This is a genomic window from Pseudomonas sp. JUb52 (assembly GCF_004341115.1).
Lineage (GTDB): Bacteria > Pseudomonadota > Gammaproteobacteria > Pseudomonadales > Pseudomonadaceae > Chryseomonas > Chryseomonas oryzihabitans.
The window spans coordinates 1-16,875 of sequence record NZ_SLYS01000012.1; the positions used below are offsets into that span (position 1 = coordinate 1).

18 protein-coding genes and 1 pseudogene are annotated in these 16,875 nt (G+C 57.8%); 7 read left to right on the forward strand and 12 right to left on the reverse strand.

All coding sequences use genetic code 11. The features are described 5' to 3' along the window. Nucleotides 1-96 precede the first annotated feature (96 nt). The 5 genes and pseudogenes from EC839_RS18490 to EC839_RS18510 all read left to right on the forward strand — a co-directional run. A pseudogene (locus tag EC839_RS18490) lies at nucleotides 97-234 on the forward strand (DUF3275 family protein); the annotation flags it as partial. 76 nt (nucleotides 235-310) lie between these two features. Further along, nucleotides 311-676 carry a hypothetical protein gene (locus EC839_RS18495; protein ID WP_132832951.1) on the forward strand — a complete coding sequence of 122 codons (366 nt, stop codon included), beginning with the start codon at nucleotides 311-313 and terminating at the stop codon, nucleotides 674-676. A 65-nt stretch (nucleotides 677-741) separates the two neighbouring features. Further along, nucleotides 742-1,320, forward strand: a complete 579-nt coding sequence (locus EC839_RS18500; RefSeq protein ID WP_058788565.1) for a hypothetical protein — start codon at nucleotides 742-744, stop codon at nucleotides 1,318-1,320. Between the two features lie 54 nt (nucleotides 1,321-1,374). Continuing rightward, the gene (locus tag EC839_RS18505; RefSeq protein WP_132832952.1) at nucleotides 1,375-2,823 is read left to right on the forward strand and encodes a DUF6094 domain-containing protein; all 1,449 of its coding nucleotides are present in this window, start codon (nucleotides 1,375-1,377) and stop codon (nucleotides 2,821-2,823) included. A 104-nt stretch (nucleotides 2,824-2,927) separates the two neighbouring features. Continuing rightward, complete coding sequence (locus tag EC839_RS18510) at nucleotides 2,928-5,171, forward strand: DEAD/DEAH box helicase (RefSeq protein ID WP_132832953.1); 2,244 nt, start codon at nucleotides 2,928-2,930, stop codon at nucleotides 5,169-5,171. Nucleotides 5,172-5,254: 83 nt separating this feature from the next. On the opposite strand, the gene EC839_RS18515 is transcribed toward EC839_RS18510, so the two are convergent. Next, nucleotides 5,255-6,931 (reverse strand): anti-phage dCTP deaminase, encoded by a 1,677-nt coding sequence (locus EC839_RS18515; RefSeq protein ID WP_132832954.1) that lies wholly within the window; start codon nucleotides 6,929-6,931, stop codon nucleotides 5,255-5,257. 21 nt (nucleotides 6,932-6,952) lie between these two features. Further along, on the reverse strand, nucleotides 6,953-7,120 hold the full coding sequence (locus EC839_RS24210) for a hypothetical protein (protein WP_165904683.1): 168 nt from the start codon (nucleotides 7,118-7,120) through the stop codon (nucleotides 6,953-6,955). 540 nt (nucleotides 7,121-7,660) lie between these two features. Between EC839_RS24210 and EC839_RS18520 the strand changes: the two genes are divergently transcribed. Together EC839_RS18520 and EC839_RS24390 are read left to right on the forward strand one after the other, a co-directional pair. After that, nucleotides 7,661-8,293, forward strand: coding sequence for a recombinase family protein (locus EC839_RS18520; protein WP_132832955.1), 633 nt, complete (start codon nucleotides 7,661-7,663; stop codon nucleotides 8,291-8,293). 51 nt (nucleotides 8,294-8,344) lie between these two features. Next, nucleotides 8,345-8,584: a hypothetical protein gene (locus tag EC839_RS24390; RefSeq protein ID WP_218568249.1), complete on the forward strand. Its 240-nt coding sequence runs from the start codon at nucleotides 8,345-8,347 to the stop codon at nucleotides 8,582-8,584. Nucleotides 8,585-8,809: 225 nt separating this feature from the next. Here the strand turns inward: EC839_RS24390 and umuC are convergent, their stop codons facing one another. The 10 genes from umuC to EC839_RS24625 form a co-directional block, all read right to left on the reverse strand. Beyond that, complete coding sequence (umuC, locus tag EC839_RS18530) at nucleotides 8,810-9,991, reverse strand: translesion error-prone DNA polymerase V subunit UmuC (protein ID WP_256681082.1); 1,182 nt, start codon at nucleotides 9,989-9,991, stop codon at nucleotides 8,810-8,812. A gap of 236 nt (nucleotides 9,992-10,227) precedes the next feature. Further along, nucleotides 10,228-10,443 carry a 4-oxalocrotonate tautomerase family protein gene (locus EC839_RS18535; RefSeq protein WP_003159697.1) on the reverse strand — a complete coding sequence of 72 codons (216 nt, stop codon included), beginning with the start codon at nucleotides 10,441-10,443 and terminating at the stop codon, nucleotides 10,228-10,230. Between the two features lie 49 nt (nucleotides 10,444-10,492). Further along, nucleotides 10,493-11,590 carry an alkene reductase gene (locus tag EC839_RS18540; protein ID WP_003125305.1) on the reverse strand — a complete coding sequence of 366 codons (1,098 nt, stop codon included), beginning with the start codon at nucleotides 11,588-11,590 and terminating at the stop codon, nucleotides 10,493-10,495. Between the two features lie 41 nt (nucleotides 11,591-11,631). Beyond that, complete coding sequence (locus EC839_RS18545) at nucleotides 11,632-12,186, reverse strand: OsmC family protein (RefSeq protein ID WP_003125306.1); 555 nt, start codon at nucleotides 12,184-12,186, stop codon at nucleotides 11,632-11,634. Nucleotides 12,187-12,253: 67 nt separating this feature from the next. Next, complete coding sequence (locus EC839_RS18550) at nucleotides 12,254-12,925, reverse strand: DsbA family oxidoreductase (RefSeq protein WP_016561615.1); 672 nt, start codon at nucleotides 12,923-12,925, stop codon at nucleotides 12,254-12,256. A gap of 52 nt (nucleotides 12,926-12,977) precedes the next feature. After that, entirely contained in the window at nucleotides 12,978-13,319 is a 342-nt protein-coding gene (locus EC839_RS18555; protein WP_003125308.1) for a carboxymuconolactone decarboxylase family protein, read from the reverse strand. Between the two features lie 94 nt (nucleotides 13,320-13,413). Beyond that, nucleotides 13,414-13,974 carry a TetR/AcrR family transcriptional regulator gene (locus tag EC839_RS18560; RefSeq protein ID WP_015060170.1) on the reverse strand — a complete coding sequence of 187 codons (561 nt, stop codon included), beginning with the start codon at nucleotides 13,972-13,974 and terminating at the stop codon, nucleotides 13,414-13,416. A gap of 62 nt (nucleotides 13,975-14,036) precedes the next feature. Further along, nucleotides 14,037-14,822: an SDR family NAD(P)-dependent oxidoreductase gene (locus tag EC839_RS18565; RefSeq protein WP_003125309.1), complete on the reverse strand. Its 786-nt coding sequence runs from the start codon at nucleotides 14,820-14,822 to the stop codon at nucleotides 14,037-14,039. A 155-nt stretch (nucleotides 14,823-14,977) separates the two neighbouring features. Beyond that, on the reverse strand, nucleotides 14,978-15,391 hold the full coding sequence (locus tag EC839_RS18570; protein WP_132832956.1) for a TetR family transcriptional regulator: 414 nt from the start codon (nucleotides 15,389-15,391) through the stop codon (nucleotides 14,978-14,980). Then, a complete protein-coding gene (locus EC839_RS24625; protein WP_256681083.1) occupies nucleotides 15,384-16,445 on the reverse strand; it encodes a site-specific integrase in 1,062 nt (353 codons plus the stop codon). The genes EC839_RS18570 and EC839_RS24625 overlap by 8 nt, the downstream gene beginning before the upstream one ends. Nucleotides 16,446-16,875 lie beyond the last annotated feature (430 nt).

Sequence of the window (16,875 nt, forward strand, 5' to 3'; positions counted from 1 at the left end):
CTTGAATTCAGGACTGTATTTCTTGCGCTTCATGAACACTCCTTCAGCTCGGTATGAGCTTACTCGAAAGTGTCCGTGCTAACGGGGTAGAACCCCACCGTCTGGCCACTCGGCGAGACAGTGCGACTGGACTCCACGGTCGACCGGCAACGCCTCCGGCAGCAATGCCAACGGCTGAGCGAGCTGGGCTACGCCATGGACTTCAAGTCGCAGGCCTGGAACCGCGCGGCCTAACCTCACCTTCACAACCACACCCGGCTGGGACCTCTCCCAGCGGGAAGGCCTGGCCATCACCTAAAGGACCTTCCCCATGGGCTGGCTGTTTTCTCACCCCACGCGCGATGCGCTAATCGCCGAACTGATCGCCAACGGCGAAACCGACAACTGCACCCGCACGGTCATCGATCATCATCTGGTCGACAATGTGCTGTGGCAGGTCGTGAAGCTGGTCCCCAAGCGCGATGGCGTCTTTCCCGGCGTCGCGGCGGGCGAAACCTGCACCTTGATCGGTTGCAACCTACTGGACGTTCACGGAGGCCGCTGGGGCCACAAGTCACTGGATGAAAGCTCGGGCCCCTTCTACTGGAGTTGCCCGCTTCACTTTCTGCCCAAGGCCACCCACGGCATCAACCTCGAATGGCGCGAAGGCGTCCGGCGATACCACGCGGCGCGCTGAGCGCTTTCCCTCACCCACCTCGGGGCAACCGCCCCTGGGCGCGTTGCCTCCCTCAGGAGCTGACGATGCCCCTCTACCCTATCGATGAGTGCCCCGATCTGCTGGTGGACGCCTGCGTCTGCGATGAAGAACGGCGACTGATCTTTCTTTCGGCCTGGGGCCGTGACACCGCCGTCCAGGAGTTTCTGGCCAGGCTTACCCTGGGACGCAGCGAAGGCGGCCTCGAGCAATTCCACCTGGTCCAGAGCGGCCGCAGCGTGCCGGTCTTTCCGGACGCCGAGCGACTGGAGAAACGCACGACTCGCCAACTGCGCGGCACCCTGTTTGGCAGCCTGCTTCACGTCTGGCTGTTCGACGGACGCTGCGCGGTACCGGATCGCGCCAATCACCTGGCCTACGCCCTGGTGCGCGACAACATCGACCCCCTGGCCAGCCTCTGGCCGCTGGTGGTCGACACCTGCCCGCTCCCGCTCCTGCCGCACTGGCAGGGACCGGTCATGGAGCTGCTCCTGCAGGAGCAGATGCTCGAGCGCCTGCCCGGCGCCCTGGGCGACCTGGCCGGCTGGAGACTCCGACTCAAGCTCGACGAGCTGCAGTACCACCTTGGCCAGCGCATCCGCGCCGGTCAGCTCACCACCTCCTGATCGGGCCGCTTGCGGCCCCTCCCTCCTCACTTTCCCGACACTGGAGCTCCGACTATGGCCCTGATGTTTCCGCGCCTGGCGCGCAACTTTGCCAAGAACGGCTACTACCCCACCGATGAGGTCACCCTCGAACGTACCCTGCAGGCCCTGAGCCCTGCCTCCACCGGCACCATGCGGATCCTCGATCCATGCGCCGGCGAAGGTGTGGCCCTGGCAGAAGCCGCTCATACCCTCGGGCGTGAGCGCGTCCAGGCTTGCGCTGTGGAGTACGATCGGGAGCGCGCCGAGCACGCCCGCGGCCTGCTTGATCGCGTCCTGCAGGGCGACCTGATGGACACCATCGTCACGCGCCAGGCCTTTGGGCTGCTCTGGCTCAACCCACCCTATGGCGACCTGGTCGCCGACCACAGCGGTGCCACCCAGTATCAGGGCAGCGGCCGCAGGCGACTGGAGAAGCTGTTCTATCAGCGCTCGCTACCGCTGCTGCAGTACGGCGGCACCCTGGTGCTGATCGTGCCGCACTACGTCCTGGACGATGAACTGTGTGGATGGCTCTGCAACCACTTCACCAGCCTGCGGATCCACGCGGCCGCGGATCCGACCTTCAAACAGGTGGTGATCTTCGGTATCCGGATCCGCCGGCAGGACCTGGCAAGGCCCGCTGACGTCAAGGCAACCCGAGAGCGCTTCCGTGCGATCGGTAGCGGCGAGGCCTTGGCCGAACCGCTGCCGGAGGTATGGCTCGGTGAACCCTATGGGGTGCCGGCCGCCGTCACGGAGTTGGAGCACTTCTACCGCGTCACCCTCGAGCCCGAGCAGCTCGCCCTGGAGACAGGTCGACTGGGCGGACTCTGGACTGACTTCACCCTGCACTTTGGCCAGGCTGGCCAAGTACCACGACCACCGGTCAAGGCGCTGTCGCAATGGCACCTGGCCCTGGCCCTCGCCGCGGGAGCGATCTCGGGCGTGGTCACCTCTCCCAATGGGCGCGTCCTGGTTCTCAAGGGCGACACCTACAAGGAGAAGGTCAGCCGCACCGAATTCACCGAGGATGAGGACGGCAACGTCCTAGAGTCGAGGATCCTGACTGACCGCTTCGTGCCCGTGATCCGGGCCTGGGACATGACACCGGGATCTCAGACGCTGGGACAGGTCCTGACCATCACGTCGGCGCCGGCGGCTGAGCCACCCGCACCGGCAGCACCTGAACCGCTCCAGCCACCGGCCGGACGCTTCGACCCTGGTCGAATCGTCATGACGGCAGCCGTGAGCGAGCTGGTGGAGCGCGGCGAGCTCAACCCCGCGACCTACCTGCGGCGTCACCTGCAGGCGGACTGGGGCGAGCTTGACCAAGAGGACAAGCACAGTAACGACCAGGCTCTGCGCCTGGGCAATCGCCTGTTTTCCAACTACGAGACTCCGATGTCCGATGAGCCCCGGCTCTGGATCATCACCGAAGCTGACCGCAGCGTGACCACACTGCTGTTGCCCTCTGACTACTAACCAACACCGCCCGCTGGCGGAACCGTTCTATCACCACAACCCCTTGGGTACGCCGATACCCGTCCGGGGTCGGTCGTGCCCGTTTCTCATCCCAGGAGATCCACATGACCGACCTCAACGCTGGCCAACCGGCTCTGCTCTCCACTGTCAGCCTGACCGACTTCATCGCCGAGTTCGGCGAGGGTCTGCTCGACTCACTCAACCGTTCAAATCCGCCGGTCTATGCCGGCGCCGCTCACACCGGACGCCAGGCCGTGATGGCAGGTCTCAAACGCACACCCTTCCCGGCGCAAGCCGATGTCGTCCAGGCGATCGCTGCGCTGCTGCTCGACCGCGGCGAACAGGCCGGCATCATCAACGCCGAGATGGGGACTGGAAAGACCATGATGGCCATCGCCGTGGCAGCTGTACTTCACGCCGAGGGCTATCGCCGCACCCTGGTCGTCTCGCCGCCCCACCTGGTCTACAAGTGGCGGCGCGAGATCCTTGAAACCGTTCCGGGCGCGCGCGTCTGGGTACTCAACGGGCCGGACACCCTGGTGAAGCTGCTCAAGCTCCGCCAGGCCCTGGGCGAGCCGTACGATGGCCGTCAGGAGTTCTTCATCCTGGGCCGCGTACGGATGCGGATGGGCTTCCACTGGCGGCTGGCGTGCGGTACGCGCCGCGCCGCCGGCGGAAGACGATTGGCCTGCTGTACAGACTGTGGTCGCGTGCTTGAGGACGAGGAAGGCAACTACCTCACCCTGGAGGACTTCCAGCGCGAGGAGCGACGCCGGCAGTGCCCGAAGTGCAAGGCGCCCCTCTGGACGCTGATGCGCCCAGGCAAGGCCGCCGGCGGTGACAGGCGCAGCGTGATCCTCAAGTCGATGTGCCGCATACCGACTATCGGCCCGATTCGGGCTGAGAAGTTGGTGGCGGACTTCGGCGAAGAATTTCTCGCCACGATGCTGGCTGACAACGTCCATGAGTTCATCAACCTGATGGACGCCAAGGGCAACTTCGTCTTCAGCGACCGCCAGGCCAAGCGCATGGAGCGGGCGATGGCCAACCTGGAGTTCGGCTTTGGCGAGGGCGGCTACCAGCCGACCGAGTTCATCAAACGCTACCTGCCAGACGGCTACTTCGACCTGCTGGTGGTGGACGAGGGACACGAGTACAAGAACAGCGGTTCGGCCCAAGGCCAGGCCATGGGGGTGCTGGCAGCGAAAGCGCGCAAGACGCTGCTGCTGACGGGCACACTCATGGGCGGCTATGCCGATGACCTCTTCTACCTCCTGTTCCGGATCCTCTCCCGGCGGATGATCGAGGACGGCTATCGACCGAACGCGCGCGGCAGCATGGCCCCTGCGGCCATGTCGTTCATGCGCGACCATGGCGTGCTCAAGGACATCTACACCGAGCGCGACAGCCAATCGCACAAGACGGCCCGGGGCAAGAAGCTCTCGGTGCGGACGGTGAAGGCCCCTGGGTTCGGTCCCAAGGGCATCCACCGCTTCGTGCTGCCCTTCACCGTGTTCCTCAAGCTCAAGGACATCGGCGGCAATGTGCTGCCGGCGTACCAAGAGGACTTCGTCGACATCCCGATGGAGGCGCACCAGGACGCGGCCTATCGGCAGCTGGCTGGCAAACTTACCGCGGAGTTGCGCCAGGCTCTGGCACGGCGAGACACCACCTTACTCGGGGTGGTGCTCAACGTGCTGCTGGCCTGGCCGGACTGCTGTTTCCGGCCGGAGGTGGTGAAACACCCTCGGACCCGGGACACCTTGGCCAGGATCGACGCGATCTTTGACGAAGACCAGGCCAGCCCCAAGGAGGAGGCGCTGATCGAGCTGTGCCGTCAGGAGAAGGCGCTGGGCCGCAAGGTGCTGGCCTACACCGTCTACAGCGGCACCCGGGACACGACCAGTCGGCTCAAGCGGTTGCTCGAGCAAGCCGGCCTGAAGGTGGCGGTACTGCGTGCTTCGGTGGACACGGCCCGGCGCGAGGATTGGATCCTTGACCAGGTCGACCGCGGCGTCGACGTGCTGGTCACCAACCCGGAGCTGGTGAAGACCGGTCTGGATCTGCTGGACTTTCCGACCATCGTCTTCCTGCAGACGGGTTACAACGTCTACACCCTGCAGCAGGCAGCGCGCCGGTCGTGGCGGATCGGTCAGAAGCAGGCGGTACGGGTGCTGTTCTTCGGCTATGCCGGTAGCTCGCAGATCACCTGCCTACAGCTGATGGCCAAGAAGATCGCAGTGGCTCAGAGCACGTCAGGCGACGTTCCAGAGTCAGGGCTCGATGTGTTGAACCAGGATGGTGATTCGGTCGAGATGGCGTTGGCAAGGCAGTTAGTCATTGGATGACAAAAGCCCCCTCAGCAGAGGGGGCTTTATTTATTTAAAACCTTGTTTGCAAAGACCAATCGGACTATTTGATCCAGGAAAATCTAACCCTGCTCACCACTATCTTCCAGACCTCGAGCTGCAACCTTCAACTCGATAGAAAGATAGGAGTCAAGATATTCACTTGAAATCAACGCCGCATTTTTGCCAACGACCTTTACAGCCCGCCCTTCCTCATCCTTACGCCTATCACCAAAGGCGAACAGATTTGTATAGCGAGTAGGAGATACACCTTCAAAGTTATCAAAAAACACTTTGTCCCTTGAAGCGCCCTCCACAGAAATAGCGTCTGCATGCAATTTCATAGCAAGACTTTTTTCGTAAGGCTCTATATACACTACACGCGATATGCCAGCGGCAATTATGTGTCTTGCGCAGTTATGGCACGGATATGTGGTCGTGTACATTACAGCGCCATGAGTCGTACCCTGCGCTCCTCGCGCGACATTCAGAATGGCTTCCATCTCTGCATGTATCGCCCGGGAATACTCAATAATCGACCCTAGTGATGTGTCATTTAAGATCCTATCAACCAATTTAGCAGCATCTTTAGAGCTAATAGCTAAGCCTGCATCTTCACTTGAGCCATCATCGATCTCATCGGCATCATTAGAAGATTCCGCCGTAATATCTAAAAGATTAATCTGCGCTTCAATACCGTTTGCTTCTCGCCTTTTTACCTTAGTCAAAATCCCTACAATTTCTTTAGCAAGACGCCGTTTATTATCATCGTTATAGCACTTCTTTCCATGCACAATGCATCGCTGATCGCTTTCAGAGTCCTCACTATAAAGTCCTCCTCCCCCTGCAGGCACATCATTCCAGCCGACCGAAACTATATTCCCAGATTGATCAGCTATTGCAGCACCCACTTGACGACTCAAACAAGCTGACTTTAACGATGCAGAGTAAGCAGCATACATTCCAGATTCATCGCGAGTTGGCGTGATGCCATTCTCTCCATGTACAAGTCCAACAAACCTTTTACATGGCTTAGCGATATTTCCTGAGTCTTTAAGACTATGCCTCAGGAAAAAATCGGATCTATGGATTGTTTTTTCAAGATGCTGTCCGTGCTTGACGTTATCTTTCCTATCCCTTTCGATCAAATTTTGAGCTGTGACAGGATCGAGGCCTTCCGCTTGCAGATAATCTAGACGGGCACTTCTAGGGCTAACGATGCCAACCAGGAAAAAGGCATTACGGTAGGTCAACTTGAATAAGTTGACCTCGGCCGGATGCTTAAGTTGATCCACAATAAATACAGTACGCGGGGGAACTTGGTCGCCGCTGGCATTCATCTTAATTTTTCGCTCAGCCGAAATCAACTTAATCGACTGAACTGCCAGAGCATCATCTGAATATTTGTCTCGAATCGCGTTACCAAGATCTTGCAGAGCCTTATATCTAGAAAAGAAATCAAAATTATCGATTTCACTTAACTCTACAGAAGGATCTTGAACCTCACGATTAACAGCAGCGAATTTTTTTATTAAGCCACTAACCTTAATATGTATTATTTCGTATCCATAACTACCGAATTGACTGGCGAGCTCGGCAACTACATCTTGAAGATTGCAACCAACAGCACCACACACCCCGACTACAAGCTCGTTAGTGCGGCGAGACTTTATTTTCTCTGCGAGATTATGATCATCTGCATTACTTACAGACTCAAAACCCCTACCAGCAGGAAAGTTAGCAACGCTCCCTGTACTCATAAAAACTCCAAAATACGAAAATTACCAGTCTAACTTTTTTGCACTGCTGTATATCTGAGAAATGGCCTGTTGATATTCGCGTTCTTTCTTACGCTCGGCAAATTCTTTTGACGACACGACATCCGCTTTTCTTTTGGCCGAGACCTCATTTCTTGCCAACTCTACTTGATTGCGCTCTTCCCTAGTCATGGCGTAATCCCCGATAATAAATCACTATATTCAAACCCAAAAAAACCAAGTAAACAGCACCTGAGCGACCAACTAACCACCACTCTAAGTACTTAAAAATCATATTGTGGGTTTCGGTATCAACTAGCTTCGTCAGTTCGGGTACGCTGGCGTCCGTCGCGCCAGCGTACCCGAACTGACGAAGCTGTCAATACCGCGCCTTATAGCTTCGATGTATTCGGTTGATGTTTTATCCGAAGAGCAGAATATTCCGACAAGCGGCAGCCGAGCCGCTCTTAGTAGAAAAGTCAAGTTAGAGGGTGAAAAAATTGCTGAGAATGTATCTTTAGCAATTTGAATGCCAAAGATATGGATCTAGGTGATTTTTCCAAGACCTCTGCTTCCCGACCAACACCAGAGGTTGGAAAACCTGTTCTTTTAGGGTGTACCTCACGCGCCACACTTATCCGCACGGCCTAGGGCGTGGCGAAAAGTAGTCAGACAGACCCAAACGACTACAGGTATATTTCGATACACCAAACGACTACACCGGAGCCCGCCATGTTCGTTCGCGCCTACCTTCGTGCCTCTACCGACGATCAAGACGCCACCCGCGCCCGGGAGGCCCTGCGCACGTTCGCCGCCGAGCACGGGACGCGGATCGCAGCGACCTATGTGGAAAACGCCTCGGGCACGCTGCTGGATCGGCGCGAACTGCTGCGCCTACTGGCAGATGCCGAGCCTGGGGACGTGCTACTGGTGGAAGCGGTGGACCGGCTGTCTCGTCTCGACCGCGCGACCTGGGACCAATTGCGTGAGCGGATCGCCCAGGCCGGCCTGCAGGTAGTGTCGCTCGATCTACCGCTGACCCACTCACTGCTCCGCCCGGCAGCCGCCGGCGGAGATAGCGCCCAAGAGTGGATGACGCGCGCGGTGTCCCAGATGTTCTTGGAATTCATGGCGGCGTTCGCCCGGAAAGACTATGAGACGCGCAGGGCCAGGGCCGCCCAGGGCATCGCCAAGGCGAAGGCGGCGGGAGTCTACAAAGGGCGGCCGAGGGATGAGCAGTTGCATTCGCGGATCCGCGAATGCCTGGCCAGGGGGATGTCGGTGCGGGGGACGGCCAGGCTTTTGGAGTGCTCGACCAGCACCGTTAATAGGTGCCGGGCAACACAGTTGCATCCTACCGGCTAAGCTTTTGATCAATCGCCGCCGTCGCGCCCCATCGAACGAAAGGAAATCAGGATGCAAGACGAAGCAGTTTCCCCTTTGCAGCACAACATGCAGCGTCTCGTCGATTTGTCACGAACCGAAGGGTATTGCGACATCACCTTTCACAACGGGCCACCCCTGATGGGCGTTCGGCTGAGCCCACAGCTCAACGCTACATTGATGTATGGGGCAGGCGCCAAGAAGATGACCGAGCTTTTCAACCGCGTAGAGACTCGGGGGGTAAGGTTTTCCGGGCATCGGATGTATGGGTAATAGTGGAGTTTCCCGACGGTCTCCCTTCCGACGAAGACCTGGCAGCTGTCGATTTAGCCGACGGCGAAGCGCTGGTTACCGACGACGTCACAATGCGCGACATGGCGCGGCAAATCTATCACTGCAAGACAGACGCAGATGCAGAATCGATGCTTCGCCGAGTGCTTGCCGCCTAGTCGTTTCCGCTCTCATACCGGTGCAAAATGTACACCTTGCCGGTAGCGGTTAGATCGACCAGACCTGATCGATCCTGGTAGTGAAGCCCTGACTCAGCAACTCCCGTCTCATGCTCCACCCCGGAGCTTCGCAAATCCGAGCCGCTCGTAAGGTGCCTCGGCCATACTTACGGTTCACCGCATCCAGTGTGGCCATCAGTTGGTCAGCGATGGCAGGCTGCGCCGGCGTGAAGAGGTCACCGGTGATCTCGCCGCGCTGGCAGATTTCAGCTAGCAGGATCTCCGCCTTGGAATAGGCGTAACCCTCCCGGAAGATCCTGGCCAGGCCGAACTGGGCATACTGGATCAGCACCCGGGTGTCATCAGTGGGATATGGCAGCTGCAGGGTCACGCTGTTGGCATAGAGTGGCTGATCGGGATTGAACATGCCGGTCTGAATGCCGACACGAAGGATCTGACACAGGGACTTCTGGGCCCTGAGTTTTTCTGCCGCGCGAGACGTATAGCTGGCCACTGCCTCGGCCAGTGCCGAGAGTTGATACTGGCGGGTGCCGAACATCCGGCTGCTGCAGATCATCTGCTTTGGCGGCTCGACCTCCTCAAGGTCGAGACACCGCACTCCCCTGAGCTCCCGAGCAGTCTTCTCTAGTACGACGCTGAATTGCTTGCGCAATGACCATGCATCGTACTGAGCGAGGTCCCAAGCCGTCTGGATACCCATGGCTTCGAGCTTCACCTTCAGCCGGCGGCCGACCCCCCAAACCTCGTCGACTGGCAGCTTCCGCAGTACCTTGTCGCGAAGGTCCGGGTCACGGAGATCGACTACTCCTCCGGTACGATCGATCCAGCGCTTGGCAGCATGATTGGCGAGCTTGGCCAGCGTCTTGGTGTTGGCGATCCCAACACCGACCGGGATCCGGGTCCACTGGAAAACCTTGTCTTTGATCGCCCGGCCCACGTCGATCAGCGGCTCTGGTATACCGGTTAAGTCAGCAAAGCACTCGTCGATGCTATAGATCTCGTATGCGGGCACTAGGGTCCCAATCGTGCGCATCACCCGGTCGCTGACGTCACCATAGAGGGCATAGTTGGAGCTGAACGCCTGGACGCCGTGCTGACGCGCGAATTCGCGCAGCTGGAACCACGGCGCCCCCATCTTGATGCCCAGCTGCTTCGCCTCGGCGCTGCGCGCGATGACACATCCGTCGTTGTATCTGAATGATCCTAACAATTAGTAGGTCATAACACACTGATTCATAACGCTTTTTTCCGACTAACAAATTTCGACTTTTTTCGCCTATCAGCACGAAAATTCACCATGTGGCGACAGGCGCTGGAAGCGCCTTGGAACGAATGAGTCAACAAGGAACTGGTTGATCCAGTACGCAAAAAAAAGAGGTATACAAGCCGAAGAAATGAGCTGGCTGGCCCGACCCGCGCAAAGCTCAGGCCGGGCCAGTTTCACCATCAGCTGTTCTGAAGAGCTCGTACCTTCTCGGTGGTGATGGGCTCACCGCCGATTCCCCAGTCGCCGCTCTTCACTTCCTCAAAAACGACCCAGGTCACACCACGCATTTTCTCGCCTTCGACAGAGACCATGGCGTCGGTGATCTTGCTGATGATCTCGGCCTTTTGCTCGGTAGAGAAAACCCCTTCGATACCTTTCACAGTTACCAGTGGCATAGCCAGACACCTTCAGTAGTTGAGTTACGCTGTGGATCAGCCGAAACGGTTATTCCTGGTAAGGCGCATAGTCGGTGTAGCCTTTCGCCCCGATCACGCCGTAGAAGGTGGAGTGATCGCTTGGTGCGAGAGGCCAACCGTTCTGCATCCGCTCGACCAAGTCTGGGTTTGCGATGTACGGGGTGCCGAAGGCGATCAAGTCATGATTGCCGTTCTGCAGCTCGGCCTCTGCCAGCTCCGCGGTGAAGCCACCGGCGCCGATAACCGTGCCTTTGTAGAGCGAGCGGAAGCTCTTGTAGAAGCCTTCCGGGAACGGTACTGCATCCAGTGTTGGCTGGTAGTTGAGATGGACGAAGGCCAACTCGCGCTCATTCAGTGCAGCTGCAACGCTCTTCCAGGTAGCCTCTTCCTCAGGGTAGGGACGCAGGTCGTACAGCCGACCGAATGGCGAGATGCGCACGCCGACACGGAAACTCCCAATGGCGTCTGCAATGGCATCGACGGTCTCCAGCAAGAAGCGCTGACGATTCTCGATCGATCCGCCGTATTCATCTGTACGCGTGTTGATCTGGCTGCTCAGGAACTGATCGAACAGGAAGGCATTCGCGGCCATCAGCTCGACTCCATCGAAGCCGGCTTCGACCGCACGCAGGGCGGAGGCAACGAAGTCGTCGGTGACACGGCGAATCTCATCGACGCTCAGTGCACGGGGGACACTCGGTGCGACCGGGCCAGGGAGACCAGGCTCGACCCAAGCATAAACAGTAGTACCTACTGCTGGCTCGGCACTCGCCGAGACCGGCGCAGAATTTCCTGGCTGCAGCGACACATGGGACATGCGGCCCACGTGCCAGAGCTGCGCGAAGATCTTGCCGCCGTTGGCATGCACTGCATCAGTCACTTCTCGCCAGGCACGGGTTTGCTCGTCCGTGTAGATTCCCGGGGTATACAGGTAGCCACGTCCCTCGTCGGAGATCGGCAGGCCCTCGGTGATGATCAGGCCCGCCGAGGCCCGCTGCGCGTAATACAGCGCGGTCAGTTCGGTCGGAACATTGTTTTCCGTCCGGGTGCGGGTCATCGGTGCCATAACTACCCGGTTGGCCAGCTCCAGACTGTCCAGATTGTATGGAGAAAACAGCTTTTTCATATTCAACCTCTTCAAACGAATACCTGAATCAATCGGCTGGCTTAGCCGACAACGACTTCCAGCTTTGGCACCATGCGAATGGCCTTGGAGAAGTTGGCGAGATTCACGGAAGTCTTGGTGACGATGCGGTGTAGCTCTTCCACCTTCTCGACAGGTGCATCGGTGTGGATGCGCACGACGTAGCTGATTTCGTCGAAACCGGGGTTGACGCTCTCGTCCAGGCCCAGGAAGCCGCGCAGATCCAACTCACCATCGGTCTCGATTTCAAGGTTGTGGATGGTGATGCCCATGACCGAAGCGTTCACCACATAGCCCACGGAGAGACAGGCGTTCAGAGCGGCAATCAGCAGTTCCTGCGGGTTTGGGGCAGAGTTTGCTCCCAGCAGCTCCAGTGGCTCGTCGGCCGCAATCTTGATGTCACGCGGGTAGTCGTTACCACTCAGATGAAAACGGTTCACGGTGGCTACGGTGCGGGTCTGATGCTCCCACTTGGTCTTCACGTTGAAGCGTGCGTGACGCTTGGATGCATCTTCAGCAACGCCCTGTGCGAAGGCTTGCAGAGCAGCGACGTCGATACCGTTGAGAAGCTTGTCCATTTTCAAAACCTCTTAAAGTCGTGGATAAAAAATCAAAAAAACGAAACACCCGAAGGCGATAACCCTGTCAGTGCGAACAGCCAGAAATCGAACAGCTGGTTGCACTGATTGCCTCTTCATCACTCGAAAGCTCTTCAATCGCGGCGCGGAGCACTTTGGTAAACACTGCGGGTTCCTGAGCGCCGGAGATGTAGCGATTACCATTGATGACGAACAACGGAATGCCGGTACCGAGGCTGCTTACTGCTGTTTCATCGCTCAGGATTGCGGCCTCCGCCGAATCAAAGCCGATGAGGTCGGTGGCACCTATTTCAATCGCCAGATCTCGCAGAACTCGTGCGTTGAAGATGTCCTTGCCCTCAGTAGTTCCCGCCAAATAGAGCCGCTCTACATAGCGGACCTGCAACGCCGGATCGGCGATGGCCTTGACGTACTGATGAGCCGCGGACGTGTCCCCGAAGCGCATGACGTCAAATCGATAGTCCAAACCCTCACGTGAAGCAGCTCCGCGAATGGCCCTCATGAACACATCCGCTCGGCCCTGGCTGCCTGTTTTTTGTACGAGCGCCTCTTTAAAAGGGATCGGGCTCATGCCTTTGGCCAAGCGGTATGCGCGTGGCACGATTTCAACTTCGACCTGGTCCCCGAGAGCATCAATTGCCTGCTCCAGGCGCTTCTTTGCTATCCAGCACCAGGGACAGACAAAGTCGGACCAGACCTCGACCGTAATTTTCTTCATGGAACTTCCTCTCATCTGTCTCCGATGCTTATGGATCAGCCGCGGAGGGACCTCAGCTTTGAGGTTTGCTATCCATCGCATCCAAGACGTGAGTGCTGTAAACCACTGCCGCACCGGCGTTCAGGTTCACGGCCACGCCGAGAGCTTCCGCCACTTCCTCGGTGGTAATGCCGAGCTTCCTGGCTTCTGCCGCATGGAACGCAATGCAGCCATCGCAGCGCGTGGTAACGGCAACTGCCAGTGCGATCAGCTCACGGGTCTTCGCATCAAGGCGATTGGTTTTGTTACCTGCATTACCGAGCATTGCCACGCCACGCAGGGTGTCGGGGGAATGTGCGCCGAACTCTTTCAGGCGGGCACTGACGTCGGTGATGGTTTGTTCCCAGTTAGGCATACTAGACATGATTACCACCCTACTAGTTGATAGGTAAGATCGGCCAAAAATAGGGCCGACGCGGGTCGCGTATCGGCCCTGTTGTAGGCAGAGATCAGTACTCTGCGATCATCCGAATGACAGCAATATTCACAGTCTCACCTTCCCTGGTGGCCCAGTTGATGAAGCTCGATCCCTCAAGGATACTGAGCAGCAAGTAAGACTTTTCTCTGGCCCCTCGCCCCCGGGCTAACTCACCAGCGGCAATGCCTTCGTCCATCACTCTGGTCAACCAAGACAACTGCACATCAAAGAACCGTCGTGTCAGGCGTTGAAGCCCGTCGGGCAATGCAGCCATTTCAGCTGCTAGCGCACCACACAATGGCAACAGACCACCCTCGGTGCTGGAGTAGAAGAGCACAAAGAAAGCCTTGAGCCTCTCAACTGCACCTGCCTGATTGATCTCGATTCGCTCGAACTCGGCTTGCACCCGCGAGACGTACTCTTCGACGATCGCGATCCCCAAGTCTTCCTTTGTAGGGAAGTGGTAGTGAATGCTCGCCTTGCGAATACCTACCGCGTCTGCAAGATCTGCATAGCTGAACGCTGCATACCCTTTAGTGCGCATCAGCCCTTCAGCGGCTTGAATTAACGCGTCCCGTGTTGCCAGTGCCATAACTTCTCCTGCCGTAATCGCCCCGACCAGAAAAGAGCGATTCCGGCCACTACGCAGTTATCTTACTTACCTTGCTTACGGCCAGCCATGACCCCACCGTCCACGTCCCAAACAGCACCGGTCACCCAGGACGTCTTGTCGGAGAGCAGGAACACGATGGACTCAGCAACGTCACGCGGAGTGCCGTTACGGCCCAGCGGGTGGAAATTGTTGAAGTCATTCAGCGCACCAGCCAACTGATCGCCGGGGATGAAGCGCTCGAAGATCTTCGTTTCCACAATACCCGGGCTGACCGAGTTGACGCGAATACCGTGCTGGGCCAGCTCTGCTGCCGCGTGTGTGGTCAAGGTGTCCAGGCCAATTTTGGCCATCGAGTAGGCCGAGGCCGGAACACCCTCGACCGCCTGCCTGGCTGCTACCGCGGTGACGTTCACGATCGAACCGGGTTTGCCCTGAGCTACCAGCTCCGCCGCTACTTGACGGGTTAGGAAGAAGATGGCGCGGTTCAGATTCAGGAAGTTGTCGTAATCCTCAAGCGAGTGCTCGATGAATGCTTTCGGGTAGTAGATACCCGCGGAATTGACCATCAGATCAATGTCCTTGTGGCTTGCGGCCAGTTTCTCGATCAGCGCTTGGACGCTGGCGAAATCGGTCAGATCTACAGCATAGGCCACGACCTTGTCTTCGCCGGCAACGGCGGCCAGTTGTTGGCGTGCAGCTTCGGCTTTCTCAGGGCGGTTGCCCACGATCACAACCGAACCGCCTTGCTCGGCGACCATCTGCGCGGTTTCGAGACCAATGCCACTCGTGCCACCCACTACCAGAAGCTTGCGACCTTTGAACTGCATGGTGATGCCCTCTGTTTGTCTACCTACTAGTTGGTAGACTAGATTTCGAACGGAGAGATGTCAAGCTACCGCTGATCGAGTAGTCAGAGAATGTCCGGTACACCCTTGCACGACCAGGCCAAATCAACTCTGGACTGCAGAGTGATGCCCAAGAGCTACTTTGCCCCTGGTTTTGCCGCAAGCTCGATGACCTTGCCTTGAGCAACACCTTTCAGCTGTGCTAGCTCAAGCATGAGGCGTTGATTCACGGAGGCAAGGCGAGCGATCTCCTCCAGAAGTAGGCTGTTCTCTGCGCGGAGGGCTTTGTTGAGATCCTTCTCCTTCATGAGCGCCTGGTGCTTCGAATCACGCTGAGCGCGCGTCGATTTCCCTATGAGGCTGCGGATACGCTCCGCCACGGCCGGGTAGGTGTTATGGATCAGCCCGGGGGTGACGCCTGCCGCTCTGGCGACCGAGGAGATGGAGAGCTTCTCATTGCCGGCGAGCATCCTATCGATGACCTTGTTGAGCGCATCGGCAGTCTTTGGGCGAGAGCGGCCCTTGGACGGCTCGGTCGACTTGCTAGCCATTCACAGCCTCCTCAAGCTCCTGGTCATCCGGCGACAACCCAAGACTATTGATCACGTCGAGGGCGACCTGCAGGTCGCGCTCTGCACGCTGTTTCACTGCCGGCCCTGCGTCCTCAATTTTCATTAGCTCCCGTTGCTGGGAGTAGATGCCTTGCCAAGTGCCTGCAAACGTCTCATCGATCACCGAGTGTTTGCACCCAGGGCACCTGGTGGCCTCGTACAACCCAGCGCCTCCGCAACCACGCTCAGTGGCAATGCACCATCCGTGACCGGTTGCGCGAATGTTCGCATGAGGTGCCGTTTGGGCCAGCAAGGCGGCCCTGTCCTTGACCGGAATCGCACGCAACTCAACGATTTTGCTCCCGGCACCACCTGCCAAAGGCTGGTCATCAAGCCAGGACTCAATGAGGTCGATCTTGAACTCCGTCATCTGCTGCAGGATCTCATCGAACAGCGTCAGATCCTGGAGCGGATTGGAGGCGTAGAGCTGGGTCATGCTCATACTGCTGTGCTTGAGCTGCCACTTGAGGAAGACGAGCGAGGTGCGCCCCATCCGCGACTCAACGAAGCAACGGGCATAGGTTCGCCGGCACTGGTGAGTGCGCAGCGGCCAGTCACTTCCAGCGGCTTTTGCGATGCGCTTGAAGGACTCATTCGAGCCAGCCTGTCCAAGCACTTCAATGTGCGCTAACCTTTCAGATTTTTTGCCTGATCCGTTCAAACAGAGAAACAACCTCTTCGAATCCTTTCGGGCCTTCTCTAACCGGAGCAAATGCTCAGCGGATCTGGACGAGGGTGCCATCTGCTCTAGCTCATAGACCTCAGCCTCAAGCTCTTGCCTCATTGGAGTCGTGCACTTGGCCAAGAGCTCAAGCGCGTCCAAAGTCAGTTCCGGAACGAGGTAATCGACACGACCCTTTCCAGTTTTATGCTCAGTGGTGGTTACCCAGCAGAAGGTTACGCCATCAACGGTCTCTTTCCGCCATGCCCCCGAATCAACCCCAATTACCTCTTCGTTCCGCATGCCGCTAGTAATGGAAGAGACGTACAACACCGCATCCCGACAGCGAATCGTTTTTGGACTGCGGCGGGTGAAGGATTCGACTCCTGACGCTTCAAGATCCGCCTTGGTTTCTCGAATGACTTGCTCGCAATAGTTGAATATTTTGGATTGGTCATCAGGCGGAATGATATCCGTTCTTCCCGTGTTCTTGTTGGCGGCCGAAACACCCCGTGTCTCGCCAACCCCACTTACTCGCTACAGCGAAGAACTCCCCCACGGATATTGCTCAAGGGGATGCATTGTTTCGGCAGAAAAAATCCATAGCAGGTCAACAATCCGCAGCTTCGAGTAGAGAGGGAGAGGCCTCAATGACTCTGACTTGCACTGGTGAATGTAGTTGCTTATGTGTATAGGCCGGACATCGGAAAATCGTTTAACCCCGAGGGTGCTGAGCCAACGAACAAAGGGTATAACACTAGCC

Coding starts and splice junctions, on each gene's coding strand:
- EC839_RS18555 (WP_003125308.1), bottom strand. CDS start 13,319: ATGCCTAACTGGGAACAAACCATCACCGACGTCAGTGCCCGCCTGAAA.
- EC839_RS18535 (WP_003159697.1), bottom strand. CDS start 10,443: ATGCCACTGGTAACTGTGAAAGGTATCGAAGGGGTTTTCTCTACCGAG.
- EC839_RS18560 (WP_015060170.1), bottom strand. CDS start 13,974: ATGGCACTGGCAACACGGGACGCGTTAATTCAAGCCGCTGAAGGGCTG.
- EC839_RS18510 (WP_132832953.1), top strand. CDS start 2,928: ATGACCGACCTCAACGCTGGCCAACCGGCTCTGCTCTCCACTGTCAGC.
- EC839_RS24210 (WP_165904683.1), bottom strand. CDS start 7,120: ATGACTAGGGAAGAGCGCAATCAAGTAGAGTTGGCAAGAAATGAGGTC.
- EC839_RS18520 (WP_132832955.1), top strand. CDS start 7,661: ATGTTCGTTCGCGCCTACCTTCGTGCCTCTACCGACGATCAAGACGCC.
- EC839_RS18495 (WP_132832951.1), top strand. CDS start 311: ATGGGCTGGCTGTTTTCTCACCCCACGCGCGATGCGCTAATCGCCGAA.
- EC839_RS18515 (WP_132832954.1), bottom strand. CDS start 6,931: ATGAGTACAGGGAGCGTTGCTAACTTTCCTGCTGGTAGGGGTTTTGAG.
- EC839_RS18550 (WP_016561615.1), bottom strand. CDS start 12,925: ATGAAGAAAATTACGGTCGAGGTCTGGTCCGACTTTGTCTGTCCCTGG.
- EC839_RS24390 (WP_218568249.1), top strand. CDS start 8,345: ATGCAAGACGAAGCAGTTTCCCCTTTGCAGCACAACATGCAGCGTCTC.
- EC839_RS18500 (WP_058788565.1), top strand. CDS start 742: ATGCCCCTCTACCCTATCGATGAGTGCCCCGATCTGCTGGTGGACGCC.
- EC839_RS18505 (WP_132832952.1), top strand. CDS start 1,375: ATGGCCCTGATGTTTCCGCGCCTGGCGCGCAACTTTGCCAAGAACGGC.
- EC839_RS18570 (WP_132832956.1), bottom strand. CDS start 15,391: ATGGCTAGCAAGTCGACCGAGCCGTCCAAGGGCCGCTCTCGCCCAAAG.
- EC839_RS18540 (WP_003125305.1), bottom strand. CDS start 11,590: ATGAAAAAGCTGTTTTCTCCATACAATCTGGACAGTCTGGAGCTGGCC.
- EC839_RS18565 (WP_003125309.1), bottom strand. CDS start 14,822: ATGCAGTTCAAAGGTCGCAAGCTTCTGGTAGTGGGTGGCACGAGTGGC.
- EC839_RS18545 (WP_003125306.1), bottom strand. CDS start 12,186: ATGGACAAGCTTCTCAACGGTATCGACGTCGCTGCTCTGCAAGCCTTC.